This is a genomic window from Pseudomonas sp. PvP028 (genome assembly GCF_017832255.1).
Lineage (GTDB): Bacteria > Pseudomonadota > Gammaproteobacteria > Pseudomonadales > Pseudomonadaceae > Aquipseudomonas > Aquipseudomonas syringae.
The window spans coordinates 4,770,176-4,793,146 of the sequence record NZ_JAFIBL010000001.1 but is presented as its reverse complement, the minus strand read 5'-3'; the positions used below and the strand labels follow the sequence as shown (position 1 = coordinate 4,793,146).

The following is a 22,971-nucleotide window of genomic DNA, read 5'->3' as shown; positions in this document are numbered from 1 at the left end:
CCCGATGACAACCTTGATCGAGGTCCGTGACCTGTCGAAAACTTTCACCCTGCATCAGCACAACGGCGTGGTCCTCAATGTGCTTCGCGGCCTGAATTTTTCGGTGCGCGCCGGCGAATGCCTGGTGCTCAGCGGGCAATCCGGCGCGGGCAAAAGCACGCTGCTGCGCACCCTGTACGGCAATTATCTGCCTGCCGCCGGCAGCATTCGCGTGCAGCATGAAGGCGAGTGGACCGAACTGGTCGGCGCAACCCCGCGCCAGGTGCTTGAGGTGCGACGCAAGACACTCGGCTACGTCAGCCAGTTCTTGCGCGTGATTCCGCGTGTGTCCAGCCTGGACGTGGTCATGGAACCGGCTCTGGCGCGCGGTTGGCCCCGTGAGCAGGCTCAGGAGCGCGCGCAACTGCTGCTGGGGCGGCTGAATATTCCGCAGCGCCTGTGGCCGTTGGCGCCCAGTACGTTTTCCGGTGGCGAACAGCAGCGTATCAACATCGCGCGCGCATTCATGGTGCCATGGCCGGTGCTGTTGCTCGACGAACCGACTGCGTCGCTGGACGACGCCAACCGCCGGGTGGTGCTGGAACTGGTCGATGAGGCCAAACAGGCCGGTGCCGCCCTGATCGGTATTTTCCATGATCGCGACGCCCGCGAGGCAGTCGCCAATCGTCAACTCGACATGACCCCGGTGGACCTCACCGCCAAGGAGTTGCTGCAATGCTGAACGAACAGGTTTTCAGTAACGCCCGCGTGGTGACGGCCGAACAGGTATTCACCGGCACTGTGGTGGTCCGTGACGGCCTGATTGCCGAGGTCGAGAGTGGATGCAGCCAGTTGAGTCAGGCTCAGGACATGCAGGGCGATTACCTGCTGCCGGGGTTGGTGGAATTGCACACCGACAACCTGGAAAAGCACCTGTCGCCGCGTCCGGGTGTCGACTGGCCGTCGATGTCCGCGGTGATCAGCCACGATGCGCAAATCGTCGCGGCGGGCATCACCACGGTGTTCGACGCGCTGTCGATCGGCGACATCAACCCCAAAGGCAAGCGCATGCAGCAATTGCCCGCCATGCTGCAGGCGATTGCCGACGCCAATGCGGCAGGCCTGACTCGCGCCGAGCATGTGCTGCACTTGCGCTGCGAGGTCAGTCACCCGGATACCTTGAGCGTGTTTCGCGATCTGGTGGACCAGCCACTGGTGCAACTGGTCTCGGTGATGGACCATGCGCCCGGCCAGCGTCAGTTTGCCCTGGAGTCCAAGTACCGCGAGTACTACATGGGCAAGTACCACATGAATAACGAGGAAATGGACCGTTTCATCGTTGAACAGGTGGCCAACTCCAACGAGTACGCCGACCGTTACCGGCGTGCGATCGTCGAACTGTGCCTGGCGCGCGGCCTGTCGATTGCCAGTCACGACGATGCAACCATGGCGCATGTCGAGGAGTCGGCGGGTTTCGGCATGAACATCGCCGAGTTCCCGACCACACTCGAAGCGGCCCGTGGCTGTCGGCAACTGGGCATGAGCGTGTTGATGGGCGCACCGAACATCGTGCGCGGCGGCTCGCACTCCGGTAACGTGGCGGCAGCATCGCTGGCCCGCGACGGGCTGCTGGATATTCTGTCCAGCGATTACTACCCGGCCAGTCTGTTGCAGTCTGCATTCATGCTCGCTGCTCAGGACAACGCATGTGACCTGCCGCAGGCGGTCAAAATGGTCAGCCGCACGCCGGCCGTGGCTGCCGGCTTGGCGGATCGTGGTGAGATACGTGTCGGGCTGCGTGCTGATCTGATCCAGGCGCGTGATCATGCCGGCCTGCCGGTTATCGACAAGGTCTGGCGACAAGGCAAGAGGGTGTTTTGATGGTTGGCAGGTTGATCTATCTTATCGGGCCGTCCGGATCAGGCAAGGACAGCCTGCTGGACGCGGCCCGGGATACCCTGGCGCAACGCGATTGCCGAATCGTTCGGCGGGTGATCACCCGTTCTGCCGAAGCGGTGGGCGAGGCGGCGCAGGCGGTGACCGTCGAGCAGTTCGAGCAGATGCGCGAGCGAGGCGCGTTCGCCTTGAGCTGGCAGGCCAATGGTCTGCACTACGGCATTCCCGTCGAGATCGATCAGTGGCTGCTGGAAGGCCATGACGTCCTGATCAACGGCTCCCGGGCGCATCTGCAGAAGGCGCAGGCGCGCTATCCCACGCTGCTGGCGGTGTTGCTGACGGTCAATCAGGAGGTGTTGCGCAAGCGCCTGCTGGCGCGCAACCGGGAAAGCCTTGCGGAAATCGAGGAGCGTCTTGCGCGCAACTCACGCTTTGCCGGAGACTTGCTGGCGAGCAATCCGCAGGTCTTCCCGCTGGATAATTCCGCTGATCTGCAACACACCGTTGCCACGCTGCTCGGCTTGCTCGACAAGCGTCACGCATGCGCCTGACCCTGTTGGGCACCGGTGACGCCCGACAGGTGCCGGTCTACGGTTGTCAGTGCGCGGCGTGTACTGCCGCGCTGAACAACCATGATCTGCGCCGCTTGCCGTGCAGCGCGCTGATCGAATGCGCCGACCAGCGCTGGTTGATCGACAGCGGCCTGACCGACCTCACCGAGCGTTTCCCTCCGCGTAGCCTGAGCGGGATTCTGCAGACGCATTACCACGCCGACCATGCTCAGGGGCTGTTGCACCTGCGCTGGGGTCAGGGGCTGGTGATTCCGGTCCACGGCCCGGCGGATCCGGAAGGCCTGGCCGACCTCTACAAACACCCCGGTATCCTGGATTTCAGCCAGCCATTCGCGGCTTTCGAATGCCGTGCACTGGGCGCGTTGCAGGTCACAGCGCTGCCACTGGCGCACTCAAAGCCTACGTTCGGCTACCTGTTCGAAGGCGACGGGCAACGTTTTGCCTACCTGACTGACACCGTCGGCTTGCCCGACGACACCCGCGAGTATCTGCAACGTGCACCGCTGGATCTGCTGGTGCTCGACTGCTCCATGCCTCCACAGCCTCAGCCGCCGCGTAATCACAACGACTTGACGTTGGCGCTGCAAACCATCGAGTGGCTAAGACCGGGCAGGGCGGTGCTGACGCATGTCGGCCATACGCTGGATGCGTGGTTGATGGAGCACTCAGGGCAGTTACCGGGCAATGTAGTGGTAGGGCGGGATGAGATGAGTGTGCTCTGAGCGAGGTCTTCACATCGCGCCAATCTCCGGCTTGCCCGTTCTCGACCCGCCATAGATCGGCGGATGCGTGACGATGTGGGTCAGGTTGACCGCCGAGGCCAGCAGTTTCTGCAGGTCGGGACGCGGACGTGACAGGCGTGGATCATTCAGCGTTGCCTGCTCGATCGCCTCGGCGCAGGCCAGCAGCTTCGCGTCGCCCCGAAATCCGCCGATCACCTGCAGCCCGAACGGCATACCGTTGTGGTCGGCGCCGCAGGGCAGGGACAGCGCCGGATTGGTGGTCAGGGTGATGGTGTAGCACAGCGCCAGCCAGCGATAGTAATTGTCCAGGGGCACGCCATTGACTTCGCGCAGGTACAGCTCGCTCCAGGGGAAGGGCGAGACTGGCGTGGTGGGCGCGAGGATCAGGTCGTAGTGTTCGAATTGTTTCTGAAAGCCGCGAAAGATCCGGCTTTGCTCGCCATGCGCCTTGACGCAGTCCTGCAGCGACATCGCGGCACCCATGTCGAAATTGGCGCGGGTGTTGGGCCCCAGTGCATCAGGGTCGCGGTCGTGAGCGTCCTGCAACCCGGCGACGAAGGCTTCGGCACGCAGGACGTCGAAGGTGCGATGGGCGCTGGTCAGATTCAGGTCGATGGCTTCGCAGGACTTGAACAGCGATTTCAGGGCGCTGATCTTTTCCCGAAAGACGGCACGGATCCTCTCATCCACAGCACACGCGCCGAAGTCTTCGCTGTAGCCGACACGCAGCTGGCTGAGGTCGATCGGGCGCGGTGCGAACTCGTCAGCGGCGATGGCATAACTCAATGGGTCGGACTGCCCCAGCCCGGCGCTGGCGCGCAGTTGCAGCAGGGTATCGGCAACATTGCGGCCCATGGGGCCTACCACTGAAATCGGTGTCCAGCCGAGCTTCTTGCGTTCACTCGGCACCAGCCCTGGTGAAGGACGCAGGCCGACGATACCGCACAGCGCCGCGGGAATGCGCAGCGAACCGCCGGTGTCCGAGCCGCTGCACAACGGCACCATGTCGACGGCCAGTGCGGCGGCGGATCCACCCGAGGAACCGCCGGCATTTAGTTCAGGATTGAACGGGTTACCGGTCGCGCCCCACACCACATTGCGGGTATTGGCGCCTGCGCCCAGCTCCGGAACATTGGTCTTGCCGACCATGATTGCCCCGGCTGCACGCAGGCGCGCGACGACCAGGTTGTCCTGCGCGGGAATGTTGTCGCGAAACAGTTGCGAGCCGTAGGTGGTGAGTACCCCGGCGGTTTCTTCCAGGTCCTTGATGCCGATTGGCAGGCCATGCAGCAGCCCCAGCGGTTTGCCCTGCATGACGGCCTGTTCGGCCAGCAGTGCCTCGTCGCGGGCGCGCTCGAAACAGGTCGCGGCGAACGCGTTGATCTTCGGGTTCAGGCTTTCAATCCGCTCGATACAGGCGTCCAGCAACTCCACCGGAGAGAGCTGTTTGTTGCCGATCAGCGCACGCAGTTCGGTAGCGGATTTACCGAGCAGCTCAGACGATTTTTGCATGGAGTGTTCCTCACTGGACTTAGGTATAACGCTGGGTGCGGAGCATGGCTACGATACTGGCCCGAATGTTCATCGTTCCGCATGCTCCGTGGGGGAATGCATTTCGTGACGCTCTGCGTCACACATCCCCCAGCGCCAGAATCGTCGCGACCAGCGCCTGGCCTCTGGGCACCAAGGTGTTCAGTTCCAGGTACTCGCGGTCGGTGTGGACCTTGCCGCCCACCGGGCCAAGGCCGCACAGGGTCGGGATCCCCAGGCTGGCGGTAAACCCCGAGTCGGCGCAGCCCCCGGTGAATTCGCCTTCCACGCTGAAACCCAGTTCCTGCGCGAGGCCCTGATAAATACTCAGCAACTCGGTGCTGTGTCGGGCTTCCATCGGCAGGAAGGTGGTGGCTTCCAGCAGTCTTGCTGACGTGCCGGGCAGTTCCTCTTCGGCGACGATCGCCTGCACGGCGGCAAGTATTTCCGTCCATTGGCGAAGCTCGACAAAGCGCACGTCGAGCTTCGCCGTGGCGCTGGGCGCTACCGTGTTGCTGGAGGTGCCACCGCAGATCAGCCCGACATTGGTGGTGATGCCCGCTGCGTAATCAGTCAACGCATGCAACTTGATCACCTTGTGCGCCAGCGCCTGGATGGCACTGGCACCGTCGGCATGATTGACCCCCGAATGCGCTGCGCGGCCGTTGACTTCGATGATCAGCGTGGCACCGCCTTTGCGCGCGCTGACCACATTGCCGCTGGCGCGTCCCGGTTCGGGGTTGAGCACCGCGCGCGCCTGGCGGGCGTAGTGTTCGATGTGGCTGCGAGCGCTGGCGGAGCCGATTTCCTCGTCGCCGGTATACAGAATCTGCACCGGGAACGGCAGCGGACCTGCGCGTTTCAAGGCCAAGGCCTTCAGCGCAAAGCAGTTGAGCACCAGTCCGCCTTTCATGTCGGCCACGCCAGGGCCGTAGGCCAGTTCGGCGTCCCTGGTGTAGCCACGGGTGGACGTGGTGCCTTTCGGAAACACCGTGTCGCGGTGCCCAAGCAACAACACCGGTTTGCCGGGGCCGCCGGGCAACTCTGCGAGCAGTACATCGCCAAACCCTTCGACCGGGATGCGTGTGACGTCGATACCGTCGACCTGCAACTGCTCGACAAGCAGGTCACCGACCGCGTCGACGCCGACCTTGTCGTAGCTGTTGGAATCGGTATCGACCAGGCGCTGCAGCAGCGCTTCCATCGCCTCATATTGCTCGGCCAGCCACGCGGTGGCGTGCAGTTGTGCCTCATTCATTCACTCAGCTCCTGTGCCCGCTGCTCCCGGGTCAGTCGTGCGCCGTCCGTGCCGAGGTCCCAGAACAGTCCGGCCATGATTTGCAGGCTCTCCTTGACCACCGGAGCCAGCAAGTGCTCATCAGGCGCATGCTGCGAGCACGCCGGGTATGAGTGTGGCACCCAGACCGTCGGCAGGCCCAGCACTTCAGCGAACACGTCATTGGGCAGTGAACCGCCCAGATTGGGCAGCAGTGCGGGTTTCTTGCCAGTGGTGGTGGCCAGCGAATCCAGCGCCCAGCCGACCCACGGGCTGTCCGGCGACAGGCGCGTGGCGTGCATCACGTCCATACGGGTCTGCCTGACCTCGACACGATCGAAGCCACGGGCATCGAGGTGCGCGCGCACCGCGGGGATGAACGCGTTGTAATCGCTGTCGACCACAAAGCGAATGTGACACAACGCGTGAGCCTTGCCGGGAATGGCGTGTACCGGGGCGTCCGGGTTGCCGGTCTTGAAGGCGAGGACGTCGAGGGTGTTCCAGCCGAAGACTTTTTCGCTGAGCGACAGCGCCGGGTTGCCCCAGTCGGCGTCGATGTCCGGATCGCCGGGGCCGCCGCCGACCTCGATATCCGCCAACGCGGCCTTCACAGCGTCGGGAATGGCTTTGGGCATCAGCCCTGCGACTTTCACCCGGCCATGCTCATCGACCATGCTGGCGATGGCATTGGCCAGAATGATCCCCGGGTTGGCCAGCAGGCCGCCCCAGTTGCCGGAATGGTGCGCGCCTTCGCGCAGGTTCACCGTCAGCTCGAAGTTGAACACCCCGCGCGAGCCGAGAAACAGGGTAGGGCGTGCCGCTGCGAGGCGCGGGCCATCGGAGGCGATAAAGATGTCGGCGGCGAGCTCTTCGGCGTGGGCCTGGCAGAATGCGCTCAGGCCGGGAGAGCCATCTTCTTCGCCCATTTCCAGAAGCAGTTTGACGTTGAAGCCCAGCTTGCCATCGCGAGCCTTGAGGGTCTGCTCCAGTGCCGTCAGGTTGATCAGGTGCTGGCCCTTGTTGTCGGCGGTGCCGCGCCCGTACCAGCGCTCGCCACGTTCAATCACCTGCCACGGCGACAGGCCGGTCTGCCACTGCGCGTCATAGCCGCGAACCACGTCGCCGTGGCCGTAACTGAGCAGCGTTGGCAGTTCAGCGGCTTCGATGCGCGTGGCGATCATCAGCGGGCCTCGTCCGGCGACCGGGTTGTCATGCACGGTAACGCTGAAACCCAGGCGCTCGACATGCGGGGTGATGAACTCATGAAGATAACGATACAGCTCGGGCAGGCTCTCGGCCTCCTGGCTTTGGGTCGGGTAGGCAACGCTTCTGCCGAGCAGGGCGAAAAAGGCGCCGTTGTCGAACTGTTCAGTGACGTTTTCGATGGCGTGCGAACGGCTACTCATAAGGGCATCTGCTCCAGAGGTTTCGAGGTGTCGTGCAGGTGGCAGCGGACGGTTCCGCCTTCCATGCGGCCAATGGCCGGGGCTTTTTCCTTGCACACCGGCATGCACGCCGGGCAGCGCGGATGAAAGGCGCAGCCGGACGGCGGCGACATGGGATTGGGAAAGGTGCCGTGCAAACCCAGATCGGGAATCCCCAGATGCGGGTCCGGGGTCAGCACCGAGTCCAGCAACGCCTGGGTGTAGGGATGGCCGGGCCGGGCGAACAATGATTCGCGGCTGCGCTCTTCAACGATCCGCCCCAGGTACATGACCGCCACGCGGTCGGCCAGATGTTCGATGACCGCCAAATTGTGGCTGATCAGCAGGTAAGTCAGGCCGAATTCCTGTTTGAGGTCCTGTAACAGGTTGAGAATCTGCGCCTGCACTGAAACGTCCAGCGCCGAAGTCGGCTCGTCGCAGATCAGCACATCCGGACGCATCACCAGCGCCCGGGCAATCGCCACACGCTGGCGCTGGCCACCGGAAAGCTGGCTCGGGTAACTGTCGATCACGCGCTTGGGCAAGCCGACCACGTCCATCATTGCTTCGGCGCGCTGGCGACGTTCGGCCGGGGTGCCGATGCCATGCACGATCAGCGGCAGCGTGACGATCTCGCGCAGGGTCTTGCGCGGGTTGAGTGACGAGTAGGGGTCCTGAAAGATCGGCTGAATGCGGCGCGCCATCTCCTTGCGGTCGGTACCGGCGAGGTGCTTGCCGTTGACCAGTACGTCGCCGCTGCTGGGTGCAAGCAGCCCCAGCAGCATCTTCGCCAGGGTACTTTTACCGCAACCCGATTCGCCGACCAGCCCGAGTGTTTCGCCACGCATCAGGCGTAGCGACACACCATCGACGGCTTTGAGCGTGGCATTGGGTTTGAAAAAACCACGACTGATGCTGAATTCGCGGCGTATATCGCACAGCTCCAGCGCGATGTCTTTCTTGACGCTGGCAGTCGGAACCTGTTTCACGGCGGTATTCATGACGGTACGCCCTCACGTTGAAACGCAGGTTCGGCGCCCGCTGCAGCAAACAGGCAGCGAGTCATGTGGTTGTGGCTATTGATCGGCGGGATGTCGTCGGCACAGGCGGGGATCGCCTGCGGGCAGCGATTGCGAAATGCGCAGCCGTGTTGCTCGCCCACCAGGCTGGGCACCAGCCCCAGAATCGACCCCAGCGGCTGGCCCGGCTGAGTGCGCCCGGGGATCGGTATGCTTGCCAGCAAGCCGCGGGTATAGGGGTGTTGCGGGTTCTCGAACAACTCGATGGCCGGGGCGGTCTCGACGATCTGTCCGGCGTACATCACCGCGACCCGGTCGGCGATACGTGCCACCAGCCCCAGGTCGTGGGTGATGAAGATCACGGCCAGACCCAGCTCCTTCTGAATGTCGCGGATCAGGCGCAGGATCTGCGCCTGAATGGTCACGTCCAGCGCAGTGGTCGGTTCGTCGGCGATGATCACGTCCGGTTCGCACATCAGGGCCATGGCGATGATCACCCGCTGGCGCAGGCCGCCGGACAATTGGTGCGGATACTGGCGCAAGCGCTCGCCCGCGTTGCTGATCCCGACTTTCTCGAGCATCTGCGCGGCGCGCTGCAGGGCCTCCTTGCGCGACACCTTGCGGTGTCGGGTGAGCACTTCGCTGAGCTGATCGCCAATGCTGTAGGCCGGGTTCAGCGAGGTCATGGGCTCCTGAAAGATCATCGCCAGGCGGTTGCCGCGCAGGTCGCACATCTGCCGCTCGCTCTGGGTCAGCATGTCGATGCCGTCCAGGCTCAGCGTCGTTGCGGTACGCCGGGCTTTGCGCGGCAGCAGGTCCATGAGTGCCAGCGAAGTCAGGGATTTGCCGCAGCCGGACTCGCCGACGATGCACAGCATTTCGCCGCGCTCGACCTGAAAGTCCAGGCCGCGCACTGCGTGCAGCGTGTCTTGCCCGAGAGGAATCTCGACACGCAGGTTTTCAACATGCAAAAGCGCCATGTGCGTATCTCCTCTGTCAGTTGCGCCCGTCGGGCAGGATCAGGTCGCGCAGTCCGTCACCGACCAGGTTGATGCCCAGCACCAGCACCATCAGGGCCACGCCGGGAATGGCGATGACCCAAGGGGAAAAGAACATGTACGGTTTGCCCTCGGCGATCATCAGCCCCCATGAAGGAATGGGCGGCTGCACGCCAACCCCGAGAAACGACAGGGCCGACTCGAGGAGGATTGCGTGAGCCATTTCCAGCGTAGCCACGACGATCAGCGCACCGACCAGATTGGGCAGGATTTCGCTGGCCAGAATGCGCAGCGTCGAGCAGCCCAGGGCCTGGGCCGAGGCGACGTATTCAGCGTCGCGAATCTGCTGCACGGCAGCGCGTACCACCACGGCAAAGCGGTCCCAGAGCAGGCAGCCAAGCAGCACGATCACCACTTTCAGCGAGCCACCGATCAGCGACGCGGAGGCCAGCGCGATCATCACCACCGGCATCGCCAGGCGGGTGGTGATCAGGTAGCTGATCAGTGCATCGGTCTTGCCGCCAAAGTAACCGGCCAACAGGCCCATGATGGTGCCGATGATTCCGGAGATCAGCGCGGCCGAGAAGCCGATGAACAACGAGATGCGTGCGCCGTAGAGCAGGCGCGACAGGTAATCGCGGCCCAGTTTGTCGGTGCCCAGCACGTAGTCCCAGGTGCCGTTGGCCATCCACACCGGCGGTTTCATGCGCAACATCACGTCCTGCGCATAAGGGTCGTAGGGGGCCAGCCAGGGGGCGAGCAGTGCGCCGAGCAGGATGATCAGCAGCAGTACCGCGCCGATGGCGAAGCCGCGATGCGCGAAGCTGCTGCGCAACGTGCGCCAGACGCTGCGCGCTGGAGGCTGGTAATCGTTGATCAGCAGCGGCGATGAGGTGGTTGTGCTCATGGGGCCTCCTATTTCACGCGGATGCGCGGGTCGAGCAGTGCGTTGAGCACGTCGGCCAGCAGGGTGAGGACGATGTAGATCACCGCGATCAACAGCACGACCGCCTGCACCACCGGAAAGTCGTCACGGGCAATCGCATCCCAGGCCAGCTGGCCAATGCCCTGCAGCGAGAAAACCGTTTCGATGACCACCGAACCGCCGAGCATGAAGCCGAATTCCACGGCGGCGAGGGCCACCACCGGAATCAGCGCGTTGCGCAACGCATGCTTGAACAGCACGGTGGCAGGGCGCAGGCCCTTGGCTCGCGCGGTGCGGATGTAATCGGAGTTGAGCACGTCGAGCATGCCCGCACGGGTCAGGCGCATGATCGCCGGCGTGGCGTAATAACCGAGGGCGATGGCCGGCATCACGAAGTGCGCCCAGGTCGAATTGCCTGATACCGGCAGCCATTTCAGGGTGACCGAGAACACCACGATCAGCATCAGTGCGAACCAGAAACTCGGCATGGCCTGACCCAGTACTGCGATGCTCAGTGCCAGGCGATCAATCCACGTGTCGCGTTTCACCGCGGCCAGCACACCCAGCGGAATGGCGATCAGCAGCGCAATACTCAGGGCCATCGCTCCCAGTCCGAGGGTGATCGACAGTCGCGAGGCGATCAGGTTGTAGACCGACTCCTGAAAGAAGAACGAGTCGCCCAGATCAAGACGCACCACGTCGGCCAGCCATTCGAAATACTGCGTAACCAACGGCTTGTTGAGGCCGTACTGCACCCGGATCTGTTCGATCTGCTCGCTGCTGGCTTCCGGGCCACCGATGGCAGTGGCCAGATCGCCGGACAGGTGCAGCAGGGAAAAGCTGATCACCGACACGGTAATCGCTACGCACAGGGCGATGCCCAGGCGGCGCAAGAGAAATCCGAACATGGCAAGTGACCTTGTGTTCAGGGAGTGACGGGGTGGCTGAACCTGCTGCAAGACGCGTCGTGCGCCTCACAGCCCGGTTCGCCGACTGGCCTGGGCAAGCGCTTATTTCCAGCTCGACAGCACGAAGCGCGGCAGCTCGTCCGGGTAAGGCTTGAAATTCAGGTCCGAGACATACGCGTAGTTCATCGAGTAGTTGAACAGCGGCGCCCAGTAGGCCTGCTCGCTGATGCGCTGCAACGCCTTGCGGTAGTTGTCCTTGCGCACCTGCGGGTCCAGCGCGTTGTCGGCGGTCTGCAGCCAGCCCTGGACTTGCGGGTCCTTGATGTTGTCGTCGGGGTTGCCCTTGAACCAGGTGCCGGCCGACGCCGAGGTGTCGAGGATCGAGAACGAGCCCCAGGCCTGGAACGACATCGGTACCTTGCCGCCGCGCTGCTGATCACGCAGGGCGGCGTACTTCAGGTAGCGCAGCTTGGCGTTGATGCCCACGGCGCGCAGGTTGCCGATGATGGCTTCCACGTAGTCGCGGTCGCGGTAAGCGAAGATTTCGGTTTCAAAGCCGTTCGGGTAGCCGGCTTCGGCGAGCAGCGCCTTGGCCTTTGCCGGGTCGTAGTTGTAGACCGTGGCGGCGGTGGTGTCACAACCGAACTGGCCAGGGTAGCAGGCGACTTGCAACGGCTTGCTTTCGCCGCCGACCAGTTGCGAAGCCAGCCCGTCCCGATTGATCGCGTAGTTGATCGCCTGACGTACTTTCAGGTGCTTCATCGGCGAATCGGCGCTGGAGGTGCCGCGCGCGTCGAGAATCAGAAAGCCAATGCGCATGGTCGCACCGCTGGTCACCACCAGATTGGGCATGGCCTTGAGGTTTTCCGCCTGATCCGGTGCAACCCGCCACGTCCAGTCGACGCCACCGGTCATCAGCTCGGCCAGACGGGTTTCGGCATCGGCGATCACCCTGAAGTTGATGTGCCCGATCTTTGGCTGACCCTGAGGGCTGTCCTTGAAGTAGTCCGGGTTCTTGTCCATCTTCACGCCTTCGCCGGTGGCGATGGCCGTCACCTTGTAAGGCCCGGTGCCGATCGGTTTACGGCTGAAGCCTGCCAGCCCGACTTCTTCGAAATATTTTTTCGGGAACATCGGTACGGCGTTGGAGAGGTATTCCAGCGCAGGCGGGAAGGGTTTTTTCAGGTGCAGGCGAACGCTGTAATCACCCAGTTTTTCGGCGCTCTTGATCCAGTCGACGTTTTGTACCGTGACCACCTTGGACTCGGGAGACACCACATAATTGAGGGTGAACACCACGTCATCTGCGGTAAACGGGTCGCCGTTGTGAAACTTCACGCCCTGGCGCAGCTGGAAATCGATGGTCGTATCGTCGACTTGTTTCCAGCTGGTGGCGAGCATCGGTTGGTACTCGCCATTGTCCGGGTTGCGATAGACCAGGTTGTCCCAGATCAGGCGACCGAGGATCACGCCTTCGCGCAAATCGTTGTGATAGGGGCTGATGTTTTCCGGTTCGCTGTCGGAGGCGTAGACCAGTGTGTCGTCAGCCTTGCCGGCCAGGACGGAGAAACTGCTGAACAGGCTCAATAGCGCGATGCTGCGAGCGAAACCCTTGATTCCCATGCCGTCGTCTCCAAAAGGCAAAGTGGATGTATCAAAGGGCAGTGGGTCGCAAATGCGAGAAGAGGGGAAACAACGAGGCCGCAGTGTTCTTTTGATTGGCTTCTTTTGATGAGTTGCGCCTCGACATGACTCTAGGCAAAGCGTATCAATGCCACAAGCACAATATTTCGAACCTTTCATTGCTGAAAAGGCAACGCAGGAGCACCGATGCAACTCTACGGCGTACAGTCCACGGCCTTGCGCTACTTCCTCGAAGTGGCGCGGTGCGGATCGATCAGCGAAGCCTCGATCCGCCTCAATGTCGCGTCTTCGGCAGTCAGTCGGCAGATCAGCAAACTGGAGCGGGAACTGGATGCAGTGCTCTTCGAGCGTCAGGCGCGCGGCATGATGCTCAGCGAGGCGGGGGTTCGCCTGGCGGCCTATGCACGCAAATCACAGCTTGAGGCCGAGCAGGTGGTACTGGAAATTACCGAGCTGCAAGGCTTGCAGCGTGGGCATGTACGCATCGCCTGCTCCGAGGGCTTTGCCCTGGATTTTCTGCCGCAGTGCATTGCGCGCTTTCGGCGGCAGTACCAGGGCATCCATTTCTCGATGGAGGTCTGCGCCCCGGCGCAAGCCACCGAACGGGTGCGCTCGGGCGACGCTGACCTGTGCCTGACTTTCAGCCTGACGCCGCAGAACGAGATCAAGGTCGAGCACATCCACAGCGGCGCGATCTGCGCTGTGGTCAGTCATAACCATCCGCTGGCCGCACGCAAGGAGGTCACGCTGGCTGAACTGCAGCCTTACGCCATCGCCCTGACCAACACCGACACGACCTTGCGCCAGTTGTTCGATATCTGCTGCGGCGTGCAGGGCCTGCTGTTCGATCCGGTGCTGACCAGCAATTACATCGGCGCCTTGCTGCGGTTTGTTCGGGAGGAGGGCGGAATCAGCCTGTCCAGCGAGATGACACTGGATAAACGCGCCCATGAAAAACAGCTCAAATCGCTGCCGATCAGTGACGATGGCATGAAGGCACGGCGTATCGAGTTGCAAAGCATGGCAGGGCGCAATCTGCCGGCGGCAGTCGCTGCCTTTCGTGATTTTCTGATCGAGGAGCTGGCAAAGACCTGAGCCGCTGGCGGTATTGCGGGAGCGTTGTGTGGAGTGAGTAACCTTTGGTTGATGAAGTTCGCGAGCATGATGTTATAGTGTAACGAATTTATGGCCGTGCGCTGCACGGCTGTGAACCGCCAACATCAGGCTTCGCCCGCGTGGTGAAGTTCGCCAACGAGACGAACGACGCACATGAACAAACCTCTCCCGGATGTTGCCCTGACGGAAATTTCCCCGGCGCTGGTGTCACTCGACTGGGTCGGCATGCAAGGTGTGGAAGTGCCGATCAGACTGGCTGAAGCGAGCATTCGTCATCCTGTTCACGCGCATGTCGATCTGCAGGTCGATCTGGCCGACCCGAGCGTCAAGGGTATCCACATGTCGCGGCTCTATCGGTTGCTCGACGGCTATGCCGAGCGCCAGATCGTCAGCCCAGATACGCTGGCTGCCTTGCTGGAAGCCATGGTCGAGAGCCACCTCGACTGTCACTCCAGCCACGCCCGACTCAAGCTGAGCTTCAATCTGCTGTGCCGTCGTCCGGCGTTGATCACCGAAGGGCTCAGCGGCTGGAAATCCTACCCTGTGACGCTCGATGCCACCTGGCATGCCGGTCGGCTGTGCCTCGACAGTTCGGTGGATGTCACCTACTCGTCCACCTGTCCGTGCTCGGCTGCATTGTCTCGCCAATTGCTGGAAGAGGCATTCGCGGCGCGCTTCGGCAGGCAGTCGTTTGTCGATCCGATGCAGGTCGCCGCCTGGTTGCGCGAGAACGCATCGTTCGCCACGCCGCACAGCCAGCGCAGCGTTGCGACGGTGCAGGTGCGGGTGGCGGAGCAGGCGACCGAACTGGGCCTGATGACGCTGATCGACCTTGTCGAACAGGCGTTGGGCACCCCGGTACAAACCGCCGTCAAGCGTGCCGACGAGCAGGCGTTCGCGCGGCTCAACGGCCAGAACCTGATGTACGTCGAAGACGCTGCGCGCAAGGTCCAGCAAGCACTCGAGGGCCGCTATGCAGCTTCCAGCGTCAGTGTCCGTCACTTCGAAAGCCTGCACCCGCACGATGCCGCTGCCCAGACTTCCAACTACCTGTCCTGAGGTTTCATACCGTGATCCGTAAAAACCCTTCCGGCCATCTGCCGGTCATTGCCGAGTCCGCCTACATCGATAAAACCGCGATCATTTGCGGCAAGGTGATCATTAAGGACAACGTATTTGTCGGCCCCTACGCCGTGATCCGCGCCGACGAAGTCGATGCCACCGGAGACATGGAACCGATCGTCATCGGTGCCAATTCCAACATTCAGGATGGCGTGGTTATCCATTCGAAATCAGGTGCTGCTGTCACCATCGGCGAGTTCACCTCGATCGCCCACCGCTCCATCGTGCACGGACCTTGCATAGTTGGAGATCGCGTGTTCATCGGGTTCAATAGCGTGTTGTTCAATTGCCAGGTCGGCAACGGCAGCGTGGTCAGGCACAACTCGGTGGTCGACGGTCGCGATTTGCCGGAGCACTTTTACGTGCCGTCCACCACACGGATCGGGCCGGGCACTGACCTTTCGCAATTTCCACCGGTGAGCATTTCGGCTTCGGAATTTTCCGAAGATGTGGCGCACACCAATATTGATCTGGTACGCGGCTACAAAGCGCTTCAGAACGAGTTTTGAAGCGCTGCGCGCCAGCGGCAAGCGGCAAGTTATAAGCTGCAAGCTAGAGGCTAAAAGCTTGAAGCTTTCCACTTGCAGCTTGCAGCTACAAGCCATTAGCCCCCCATCACGGACCTTGGACTTTTCATGACAACAGCTGTTCACTCAAACCGGGCACCCGCATCACGACTGCGCTCAATCGATGCTCTGCGCGGGCTGATCATTCTTTTCATGTTGCTGGACCATGTCCGCGAAACGTTCTTCATGCACCACCAGGTCATCGACCCGATGGACGTCACAACCACCGCGCCCGAGCTGTTTTTCAGCCGGACGCTGGCGCATTTGTGTGCGCCACTGTTCGTCCTGCTGACCGGGCTTTCGGCGTTCCTCTATGGCGAGAAACACCAGGGCAAAACCGACGTTGCGGCGTTCCTGCTCAAGCGCGGTCTGTTTCTGATTGCGCTGGAGTTCACGCTGGTGAGCTTTGCCTGGACCTTCCAGTTCCCGCCGACCATCATCTACCTGCAAGTGATCTGGGCCATCGGCCTGAGCATGGTCGCGCTGTCGTTGATGGTGTTTCTGCCGCGCTGGGCGCTGGTGGTCATCGGTGTGGTGATCATCGCCGGGCATAACCTGCTGGACACGGTGCATTTCGGTGTCGAGTCGGCCATGCACGTGCCGTGGGCGATTCTGCACGACCGTGGCTGGATCGAGGCTTCCGATAACCTGCGCTTGCGTACGTCTTATCCGTTGTTGCCGTGGATCGGCATCATCGCACTGGGCTACGCCGCAGGCCCCTGGTTCTCAAGCAGCTACGATGGGGCGAAACGCCGTGCGAATCTGTGGAAGTGTGGGGCAGGGGCGTTGCTGGGCTTCGTGGTTCTGCGCCTGATCAACGGCTACGGTGAAAAGCCGTGGAGCGTCGGCGACAGCGGTATACAGACGCTCATGAGCTTCTTCAATATCACCAAATACCCGCCCTCGCTGCTGTTCATCTGCCTGACGCTGGGGATTGGTCTGCTGATCCTCATCGCCTTTGAACGCAGTCAGGAGAAAAGCTGGTTAAGGCCGCTAGTGGTGCTCGGTTCGGCGCCGATGTTTTTCTACCTGCTGCACCTTTACGTGCTGAAAATTCTGTACCTGATTGCCTTGGCGATCTGGGGCACCAATCAGGGCACGTACTTCGGTTTCGACCACATGTGGGGCGTCTGGCTGACCTCGGTGGTACTGGCCGTACTGCTGTTCCCGGCGGTGCGCTGGTTCGCCGCGCTCAAGGCCCGGCGTCGGGATATCAGCTGGCTGAAATACTTCTAGTCCCCGCAATAGCGGTGCGCCTGCTGGCGTACCGCGTCTCGCCTGGCGTCAATCTCCGTGCGCCCCGTAATTCATGATCGACAGCAGCTTGATCGGCACCTGCACCAGTTGCTCGGGGCCATGTGGGATGTCGCCGTCGAAGGTCAGGCTGTCACCGGCCTGCATTGGATACAACTGGTTACCGTGGCGGTAGATCAGCTCGCCTTCCAGCAGGTGCAAAAACTCCGTGCCTGGGTGTGAGAAGGTCGGAAACTCTTCGCTGGCATCGTCCATCGTCACCATGTACGCCTCGAAACTCTTCTTCGGCCCACGGGTATGGTTGAGCAGGTGATAGGTGTGGCCTTTCTCGGTGCCGCGCCTCACCACTTCGAGTCCTTCATCGGCCTTCACCAGCAGGGCGCTGCTGCCTTGCTGGTCATACTGGCTGAACAGTTTGGACATGGGCATGCCCAGCACGTCGCACAGGCGGCTGAGGTTGTCGAGGCTAGTCGAGACCTGCGCGTTCTCGATCTTGCTCAGCATGCCCTGGCTGATACCGGCGATGCGCGCCACGTCGGCGAGCTTCAATTCCTGAGCCTGGCGCTGTCGCTTGATCTGGATGCCCAGGTACTGCTCGAGCTTCAATTTCGGATGCGGTTCGGTCGGCATGTTCATCGGCTTTGCACAGTTTCCGTTCAATAATTTTTATTTCGCACTGGGAATGTGCGTTTCGACAGGCCGTGGTGGGGCCGGTGTGCAGATTATTCCCAGAGGGAAAACGAGTTTCCCATATAAACAGCGTAATTACCCCTCCTGAGTCGCTTCGTTTGACTGACATACCGAACTGGCAAGCGCTTTGCATTCCTAAAGGGAAAGTAAATTTCCTGTTCGGAATATGCACCTATAGGCAGTGAACAGCGGCCCTTCCCTGAAACGTTTTGCTTTTGCCAGGAGACACGTCCCATGTTGCCACCCGAAACACAGCGTCTGATCGAACAGCACGGCATCAAGTACGTACTGGCTCAGTTCGTCGACATTCATGGTTCGGCCAAGACCAAATCGGTTCCTGTGACAGGTCTGGAAATGGTTGCAGAGGACGGTGCCGGGTTTGCCGGTTTCGCGATCTGCGGCATGGGCATGGAGCCTCATGGGCCGGACTTCATGGCCAGGGGCGATCTGTCGTCGCTGACCCCGGTGCCGTGGCAGCCGGGCTATGGACGGGTGGTGTGCATCGGCCATGTGGATGGCAAACCCTGGCCTTATGACAGCCGCTACGTGTTGCAGCAGCAGGTCGAACGCCTCAGCCAGCGTGGCTGGACCCTCAATACCGGCCTGGAGCCCGAGTTCAGCCTGTTCAAGCGCGATGTCACCGGCAGCCTGCAGATGGTCGATGCCAGCGATAACCTCGACAAGCCCTGCTACGACTACAAGGGGCTGTCGCGCTCTCGCGAGTTTCTCGAGCGCCTGACCGAAGCATTGCAGCCGGTGGGTTTCGACATCTATCAGATCGATCACGAAGACGCCAACGGCCAGTTTGAGATCAACTACACCTACAGCGAGGCCATGGAGTCGGCTGACCGTTTCACTTTCTTCCGCATGGCCGCCGGAGAGATCGCCAATGACATGGGCATGATCTGCTCGTTCATGCCCAAGCCTGACCCCAAACGTGCCGGCAATGGCATGCACTTTCACCTGTCGATCGCCAGTGCCAGCAACAAGAACCTGTTCCACGATGCCAGCGATCCGAGCGGCATGGGCTTGTCGAAGCTGGCCTATCACTTCGCCGCGGGCCTGCTGGCTCACGGGCCTGCGCTGTGCGCCTTTGCCGCACCCACGGTCAACTCCTACAAACGCCTGGAGGTCGGCAATTCACTCTCGGGCGCCACTTGGGCTCCGGCGTTTATTGCCTTCGGTGCCAACAACCGCTCGGCGATGGTACGCGTGCCTTACGGCCGCCTGGAGTTTCGCCTGCCCGACGCCGGTTGCAATCCGTATCTGGTCAGCGCCGCGATCATTGCCGCAGGGCTCGACGGTATCGACCGGCAACTGGAAATCGATCACGTCTGCAACGAGAACCTCTACACATTGAGCCTCGAAGAGATTGCCGCACGGGGCATCAAGACCCTGCCGCAGTCGCTCAACGAAGCCTGCGATGCATTGCAGGCCGATCCGTTGTTTGGCGAAGTGCTGGGCAGCGAGATTGTCGATGAATTCATCCGCCTCAAGCGCATGGAATGGGTGGAATACAGCCGCCACGTGAGCGACTGGGAAGTGAAGCGCTATATCGAGTTTTTCTAGCGGCAAGTTTCAGAGAGCAGCTGCAAGTTTCAAGCGGCAAGCTGCAAGAAGAAGCGGATTGCGGCGTGTTTGATTTCTCTGTCTACGCGGTTGGTTTTTAGCTTGCAGCTTGCAGCTAAAAGCTTGCCGCTCCCGAACAAGGTGAGGCGTATGTGCGGAATCGTTGGTTTGTATCTGAAAAACCCGGCGCTGGAGTCGCAACTCGGCAAGTTGTTCGAGCCGATGCTCGAAGCCATGACCGACCGCGGACCGGACAGTGCCGGGTTCGCCATTTATGGGGACGAAGTGGCGCAGGGCTGGGTCAAGCTGACCTTGCAGGCCACCACCGAACAGTATGATTTCACGGCGTTGATCGCGGCGCTGCAAGACAGGTTGAGCGCGCCGCTGGACTGGTTTCAGAACGCCAGCGCTGTGGTCTTGAAGATTCAGGCAGAAGAAGCCCCGGTGCGTGCCGCGCTGGCGGAGCTGGCACCGAGCTTGCGCATCATGAGTGCCGGGCAGAGCATCGAGATCCTCAAGGGCATGGGCCTGCCGCGGGAGATTTCCGAACGTTTCGGTCTGGCGTCCATGAAAGGCAGCCACATCATCGGCCACACGCGCATGGCCACCGAAAGCGCCGTGACCATGGAAGGCAGTCACCCGTTCTCCACGGGCTCCGACCTGTGCCTGGTGCACAACGGCTCACTGTCCAATCACTTTCGTCTGCGCCAGAACCTGCGCCGCGAGGGTATTCATTTCGAGACCGATAACGACACCGAAGTGGCGGCGGGGTATCTGGCCTGGCGTCTGCAACAGGGCGACAGCCTGAAACAGGCACTCGACAAGTCGCTCGAAGACCTCGATGGCTTCTTTACTTTCGCCATCGGCACACGCAATGGTTTTGCGGTGATTCGCGACCCGATCGCCTGCAAGCCGGCAATCCTTGCGGAAACCGATGACTACGTCGCCATGGCCTCGGAATACCAGGCGCTGTCCAGCCTGCCGGGGATTGAAAACGCCAGGGTCTGGGAACCGGTCCCGGCCACCATGTACATCTGGGAACGCGAGCCAGCCGAGGGAGCACGTCCATGAAAACCGTCGATCTTTCCAGCGCCACCGTGCGTGATCTCAACCAGGCCCTGCACGATCAGGTCAAGGAAGTACAGGACCGCGAATGGCTGGTCACGCATCCCGATGGCGCACACAACCTGGCGGTCGGCGTCAACGAAGCCATCTCCATCGATATTAAGGGCCACGCGGGTTACTACTGCGCGGGGATGAACCAGAAAGCGTCGATCACTGTGCACGGCAACGTCGGCGTCGGCTGCGCGGAAAACATGATGTCCGGCGCTGTGCGGGTCAAGGGCAGTGCCTCGCAGGCGGCCGGCGCAACGGCACATGGCGGCTTGCTGGTAATTGAAGGCGATGCCGGGGCGCGTTGCGGGATTTCCATGAAAGGCATCGACATCGTGGTCGGCGGCAGCATCGGCCACATGAGCTGCTTCATGGGCCAGGCCGGCCGGCTGGTGGTCTGCGGCGACGCCGGCGATGCGCTGGGCGACTCGCTGTATGAAACGCGGATCTACGTCAAAGGCAAGGTCGAGTCACTGGGCTCCGACTGCATCGCCAAGGAGATGCGTGAAGAGCATCTGCAGGAGTTGCAGGAGTTGCTCAATCGCGCGGGCTTCAACGAGAAGGCAGCGGATTTCAAACGCTACGGCTCGGCCCGTCAGCTGTACAACTTCAAAGTCGATAACGCCTCCGCGTACTGATCCAGGAGCATTACCATGAGCGACCCTATCAGCCACAAACCTGCTCCAGTCCTGCGCGAGTCGGCCACCTTCGATCGCCTGACCATTCAGGAAATCCAGCGTGCTGCGGAAACCGGCATCTACGACATTCGTGGTGGCGGCACCAAGCGCAAACTGCCGCACTTCGACGACCTGCTGTTGCTCGGCGCCAGTGTGTCGCGCTACCCGCTGGAAGGCTACCGCGAGAAGTGCGGCACTGACGTGGTGCTCGGCAATCGTTTTGCCAAAAAGCCGTTGTACCTGAAAATCCCCGTGACCATTGCAGGCATGAGCTTCGGCGCGTTGTCGGCCAACGCCAAGGAAGCACTGGGGCGCGGCGCGACCATCGCGGGGACCAGCACCACCACCGGCGACGGCGGCATGACCCCGGAAGAGCGTGGTCAGTCGCAGCATCTGGTCTATCAGTACCTGCCATCGCGTTATGGCATGAACCCGGACGACCTGCGCAAGGCCGATGCCATCGAGATCGTGCTGGGGCAGGGCGCCAAACCGGGCGGCGGTGGCATGCTGCTGGGCATGAAAGTCACCGAGCGTGTGGCCGGCATGCGCACCTTGCCGGTCGGTGTCGATCAGCGCTCGGCCTGTCGTCACCCGGACTGGACCGGCCCGGACGATCTGGCGATCAAGATTGCCGAGATTCGCGAGATCACCGACTGGGAAAAGCCGATCTACGTGAAGATCGGTGCCAGCCGCCCCTACTACGACGTGAAACTGGCCGTAAAAGCGGGCGCCGACGTGATCGTCCTCGACGGCATGCAGGGCGGTACGGCGGCGACTCAGGAAGTGTTCATCGAACACGTCGGCATTCCGATTCTGCCTGCCATCCCGCAGGCCGTGCAGGCGCTGCAGGAAATGGGCATGCATCGCAAGGTGCAGTTGATCGTCTCTGGTGGCATCCGCAACGGCGCCGACGTGGCCAAGGCCATGGCGCTGGGTGCCGACGCAGTGGCGATTGGCACGGCGGCACTGATAGCACTGGGTGACAACCATCCGCGGCTCGACGAAGAACTGAAAAAGATCGGCTCGGCAGCGGGTTACTACGACGACTGGCAAAACGGCCGCGACCCGGCGGGCATCACCACCCAGGACCCGGAACTGTCCAAACGCCTCGACCCGGTCGAAGGCGGCCGGCGCCTAGCCAACTACCTGCGCGTACTCGTCCTCGAAGCCCAGACCATGGCCCGCGCATGCGGTAAATCACACCTGCACAACCTCGACCCGGAAGACCTGGTGGCACTGACCGTCGAATCAGCAGCCATGGCCCGCGTGCCCCTGGCCGGGACATCGTGGATTCCGGGTTCGGGTTCAGGGTCGGGTTACTGACGCCATAACGTGCTTTCGAAACGCGATGTACTGACTGACGCCATAACGGGCTTGTCGACCGCGATGGCACAGACGACGCAGAGTGCGACGTAAGTGACGGCTGAGTCCTGGCGCTGATCCGGGGGTAGCCTGGCAGGACGCCAGGCTAGCCGCACCGGACCATGGATGGCCCGTTGCGGCGACCCCCGGATAAGTGGCAGGGCGAAGGAACCCGACGAAGTCGGGCCGGAAACGGAGCTGCGGGCTTTGCCTACTTTGGCCCCATCAAAGTAGGTCGCCGAGGGGCGAAAAGGTGATCTGAGCCGGACCCTAACCTACCTGATATCACAGAACTACTGTGTGACGCAGAGCGTCACGAAAGGCATTACCACGCGTGGGAACGAGCGTCGCAATGTGATTTTTGATTCTGGCCGAAGGCCGTAGGAGCGAACTTGTTCGCGAAGAAGGCTTCTCAATCGACGTATTTTTGCCGATTACACTCGCGCTTTCGCGAACAAGTTCGCTCCTATGCCCTTCGGGCAGAAGCCTGGAAGCCTTTACTTGGAGCATCCAGGACTTGCGCATAACGATGAGTGCAGAGCGTGTGGAGGATCAATATTAATATTATGGTCTGGGCAGCATTTTCCT

Annotated in this window: 21 protein-coding genes; 12 read left to right on the top strand and 9 right to left on the bottom strand. The window is 61.7% G+C overall.

Annotated features, from left to right (window positions below):
- The first annotated feature begins 4 nt into the window (after nt 1-4).
- From phnL to phnP, 4 genes are read left to right on the top strand one after another with little or no spacing between them, the layout of a single operon-like run.
- Complete coding sequence (phnL, locus tag JOE34_RS20515; RefSeq protein ID WP_046265732.1) at nt 5-721, top strand: phosphonate C-P lyase system protein PhnL; 717 nt, start codon at nt 5-7, stop codon at nt 719-721.
- Entirely contained in the window at nt 715-1,860 is a 1,146-nt protein-coding gene (locus JOE34_RS20510; protein ID WP_161420905.1) for an alpha-D-ribose 1-methylphosphonate 5-triphosphate diphosphatase, read from the top strand. The genes phnL and JOE34_RS20510 overlap by 7 nt, the downstream gene beginning before the upstream one ends.
- Nucleotides 1,860-2,426, top strand: coding sequence for a phosphonate metabolism protein/1,5-bisphosphokinase (PRPP-forming) PhnN (gene phnN / locus JOE34_RS20505; protein ID WP_003403600.1), 567 nt, complete (start codon nt 1,860-1,862; stop codon nt 2,424-2,426). The genes JOE34_RS20510 and phnN overlap by 1 nt, the downstream gene beginning before the upstream one ends.
- Nucleotides 2,417-3,169 carry a phosphonate metabolism protein PhnP gene (gene phnP, locus JOE34_RS20500; protein WP_209996528.1) on the top strand — a complete coding sequence of 251 codons (753 nt, stop codon included), beginning with the start codon at nt 2,417-2,419 and terminating at the stop codon, nt 3,167-3,169. Before phnN ends, phnP begins: the two co-directional genes overlap by 10 nt.
- Nucleotides 3,170-3,178: 9 nt before the next feature.
- On the opposite strand, the gene JOE34_RS20495 is transcribed toward phnP, so the two are convergent.
- The 8 genes from JOE34_RS20495 to JOE34_RS20460 all read right to left on the bottom strand — a co-directional run bounded on the left by JOE34_RS20495 (nt 3,179) and on the right by JOE34_RS20460 (nt 12,893).
- Nucleotides 3,179-4,702 (bottom strand): amidase, encoded by a 1,524-nt coding sequence (locus JOE34_RS20495; protein ID WP_122255133.1) that lies wholly within the window; start codon nt 4,700-4,702, stop codon nt 3,179-3,181.
- Nucleotides 4,703-4,820: 118 nt separating this feature from the next.
- Complete coding sequence (locus JOE34_RS20490) at nt 4,821-5,978, bottom strand: M20 family metallopeptidase (protein ID WP_122255132.1); 1,158 nt, start codon at nt 5,976-5,978, stop codon at nt 4,821-4,823.
- Complete coding sequence (locus JOE34_RS20485; RefSeq protein ID WP_074953521.1) at nt 5,975-7,402, bottom strand: M20 family metallopeptidase; 1,428 nt, start codon at nt 7,400-7,402, stop codon at nt 5,975-5,977. Before JOE34_RS20485 ends, JOE34_RS20490 begins: the two co-directional genes overlap by 4 nt.
- Nucleotides 7,399-8,421, bottom strand: a complete 1,023-nt coding sequence (locus tag JOE34_RS20480) for an oligopeptide/dipeptide ABC transporter ATP-binding protein (RefSeq protein WP_074953523.1) — start codon at nt 8,419-8,421, stop codon at nt 7,399-7,401. The genes JOE34_RS20485 and JOE34_RS20480 overlap by 4 nt, the downstream gene beginning before the upstream one ends.
- Nucleotides 8,418-9,419 (bottom strand): ABC transporter ATP-binding protein, encoded by a 1,002-nt coding sequence (locus JOE34_RS20475; protein WP_074997743.1) that lies wholly within the window; start codon nt 9,417-9,419, stop codon nt 8,418-8,420. The genes JOE34_RS20480 and JOE34_RS20475 overlap by 4 nt, the downstream gene beginning before the upstream one ends.
- Nucleotides 9,420-9,435: 16 nt before the next feature.
- Nucleotides 9,436-10,344, bottom strand: coding sequence for an ABC transporter permease (locus JOE34_RS20470; protein ID WP_003423962.1), 909 nt, complete (start codon nt 10,342-10,344; stop codon nt 9,436-9,438).
- Between the two features lie 8 nt (nt 10,345-10,352).
- A complete protein-coding gene (locus JOE34_RS20465; protein ID WP_003348343.1) occupies nt 10,353-11,270 on the bottom strand; it encodes an ABC transporter permease in 918 nt (305 codons plus the stop codon).
- Nucleotides 11,271-11,372: 102 nt separating this feature from the next.
- Nucleotides 11,373-12,893: an ABC transporter substrate-binding protein gene (locus tag JOE34_RS20460; RefSeq protein ID WP_011267554.1), complete on the bottom strand. Its 1,521-nt coding sequence runs from the start codon at nt 12,891-12,893 to the stop codon at nt 11,373-11,375.
- 207 nt (nt 12,894-13,100) lie between these two features.
- Here JOE34_RS20460 and JOE34_RS20455 point away from each other — a divergent pair, with 207 nt between their 5' ends.
- The 4 genes from JOE34_RS20455 to JOE34_RS20440 all read left to right on the top strand — a co-directional run bounded on the left by JOE34_RS20455 (nt 13,101) and on the right by JOE34_RS20440 (nt 16,954).
- Complete coding sequence (locus JOE34_RS20455) at nt 13,101-14,009, top strand: LysR substrate-binding domain-containing protein (RefSeq protein WP_003408081.1); 909 nt, start codon at nt 13,101-13,103, stop codon at nt 14,007-14,009.
- Between the two features lie 174 nt (nt 14,010-14,183).
- Complete coding sequence (gene folE2, locus JOE34_RS20450) at nt 14,184-15,089, top strand: GTP cyclohydrolase FolE2 (protein ID WP_017278404.1); 906 nt, start codon at nt 14,184-14,186, stop codon at nt 15,087-15,089.
- Between the two features lie 11 nt (nt 15,090-15,100).
- A complete protein-coding gene (locus JOE34_RS20445) occupies nt 15,101-15,661 on the top strand; it encodes a carbonic anhydrase (RefSeq protein ID WP_003317836.1) in 561 nt (186 codons plus the stop codon).
- Nucleotides 15,662-15,787: 126 nt separating this feature from the next.
- Complete coding sequence (locus JOE34_RS20440; RefSeq protein ID WP_044311483.1) at nt 15,788-16,954, top strand: DUF1624 domain-containing protein; 1,167 nt, start codon at nt 15,788-15,790, stop codon at nt 16,952-16,954.
- 48 nt (nt 16,955-17,002) lie between these two features.
- Here JOE34_RS20440 and JOE34_RS20435 read toward each other — a convergent pair whose 3' ends face one another.
- The gene (locus JOE34_RS20435; RefSeq protein ID WP_003348330.1) at nt 17,003-17,608 is read right to left on the bottom strand and encodes a helix-turn-helix domain-containing protein; all 606 of its coding nucleotides are present in this window, start codon (nt 17,606-17,608) and stop codon (nt 17,003-17,005) included.
- 288 nt (nt 17,609-17,896) lie between these two features.
- Here JOE34_RS20435 and glnT point away from each other — a divergent pair, with 288 nt between their 5' ends.
- The 4 genes from glnT (at nt 17,897) to JOE34_RS20415 (ending at nt 22,344) form a co-directional block, all read left to right on the top strand.
- On the top strand, nt 17,897-19,231 hold the full coding sequence (glnT, locus tag JOE34_RS20430; protein ID WP_209996526.1) for a type III glutamate--ammonia ligase: 1,335 nt from the start codon (nt 17,897-17,899) through the stop codon (nt 19,229-19,231).
- 150 nt (nt 19,232-19,381) lie between these two features.
- Complete coding sequence (locus JOE34_RS20425) at nt 19,382-20,302, top strand: glutamine amidotransferase family protein (protein ID WP_209996524.1); 921 nt, start codon at nt 19,382-19,384, stop codon at nt 20,300-20,302.
- Nucleotides 20,299-20,982: a protein glxC gene (locus JOE34_RS20420; RefSeq protein WP_003396007.1), complete on the top strand. Its 684-nt coding sequence runs from the start codon at nt 20,299-20,301 to the stop codon at nt 20,980-20,982. The genes JOE34_RS20425 and JOE34_RS20420 overlap by 4 nt, the downstream gene beginning before the upstream one ends.
- Before the next feature lie 15 nt (nt 20,983-20,997).
- Complete coding sequence (locus JOE34_RS20415; RefSeq protein ID WP_004410832.1) at nt 20,998-22,344, top strand: FMN-binding glutamate synthase family protein; 1,347 nt, start codon at nt 20,998-21,000, stop codon at nt 22,342-22,344.
- Nucleotides 22,345-22,971: the final 627 nt, after the last annotated feature.

What these genes read in the sequence shown, in the direction of transcription:
- JOE34_RS20485 (WP_074953521.1), bottom strand. Translation starts at nt 7,402, where the DNA reads ATGAGTAGCCGTTCGCACGCCATCGAAAACGTCACTGAACAGTTCGAC.
- JOE34_RS20495 (WP_122255133.1), bottom strand. Translation starts at nt 4,702, where the DNA reads ATGCAAAAATCGTCTGAGCTGCTCGGTAAATCCGCTACCGAACTGCGT.
- JOE34_RS20455 (WP_003408081.1), top strand. Translation starts at nt 13,101, where the DNA reads ATGCAACTCTACGGCGTACAGTCCACGGCCTTGCGCTACTTCCTCGAA.
- JOE34_RS20480 (WP_074953523.1), bottom strand. Translation starts at nt 8,421, where the DNA reads ATGAATACCGCCGTGAAACAGGTTCCGACTGCCAGCGTCAAGAAAGAC.
- phnL (WP_046265732.1), top strand. Translation starts at nt 5, where the DNA reads ATGACAACCTTGATCGAGGTCCGTGACCTGTCGAAAACTTTCACCCTG.
- JOE34_RS20440 (WP_044311483.1), top strand. Translation starts at nt 15,788, where the DNA reads ATGACAACAGCTGTTCACTCAAACCGGGCACCCGCATCACGACTGCGC.
- phnP (WP_209996528.1), top strand. Translation starts at nt 2,417, where the DNA reads ATGCGCCTGACCCTGTTGGGCACCGGTGACGCCCGACAGGTGCCGGTC.
- JOE34_RS20465 (WP_003348343.1), bottom strand. Translation starts at nt 11,270, where the DNA reads ATGTTCGGATTTCTCTTGCGCCGCCTGGGCATCGCCCTGTGCGTAGCG.
- glnT (WP_209996526.1), top strand. Translation starts at nt 17,897, where the DNA reads ATGTTGCCACCCGAAACACAGCGTCTGATCGAACAGCACGGCATCAAG.
- JOE34_RS20425 (WP_209996524.1), top strand. Translation starts at nt 19,382, where the DNA reads ATGTGCGGAATCGTTGGTTTGTATCTGAAAAACCCGGCGCTGGAGTCG.
- JOE34_RS20510 (WP_161420905.1), top strand. Translation starts at nt 715, where the DNA reads ATGCTGAACGAACAGGTTTTCAGTAACGCCCGCGTGGTGACGGCCGAA.
- JOE34_RS20470 (WP_003423962.1), bottom strand. Translation starts at nt 10,344, where the DNA reads ATGAGCACAACCACCTCATCGCCGCTGCTGATCAACGATTACCAGCCT.
- JOE34_RS20415 (WP_004410832.1), top strand. Translation starts at nt 20,998, where the DNA reads ATGAGCGACCCTATCAGCCACAAACCTGCTCCAGTCCTGCGCGAGTCG.
- JOE34_RS20490 (WP_122255132.1), bottom strand. Translation starts at nt 5,978, where the DNA reads ATGAATGAGGCACAACTGCACGCCACCGCGTGGCTGGCCGAGCAATAT.
- JOE34_RS20435 (WP_003348330.1), bottom strand. Translation starts at nt 17,608, where the DNA reads ATGAACATGCCGACCGAACCGCATCCGAAATTGAAGCTCGAGCAGTAC.
- phnN (WP_003403600.1), top strand. Translation starts at nt 1,860, where the DNA reads ATGGTTGGCAGGTTGATCTATCTTATCGGGCCGTCCGGATCAGGCAAG.
- JOE34_RS20420 (WP_003396007.1), top strand. Translation starts at nt 20,299, where the DNA reads ATGAAAACCGTCGATCTTTCCAGCGCCACCGTGCGTGATCTCAACCAG.
- folE2 (WP_017278404.1), top strand. Translation starts at nt 14,184, where the DNA reads ATGAACAAACCTCTCCCGGATGTTGCCCTGACGGAAATTTCCCCGGCG.
- JOE34_RS20460 (WP_011267554.1), bottom strand. Translation starts at nt 12,893, where the DNA reads ATGGGAATCAAGGGTTTCGCTCGCAGCATCGCGCTATTGAGCCTGTTC.
- JOE34_RS20475 (WP_074997743.1), bottom strand. Translation starts at nt 9,419, where the DNA reads ATGGCGCTTTTGCATGTTGAAAACCTGCGTGTCGAGATTCCTCTCGGG.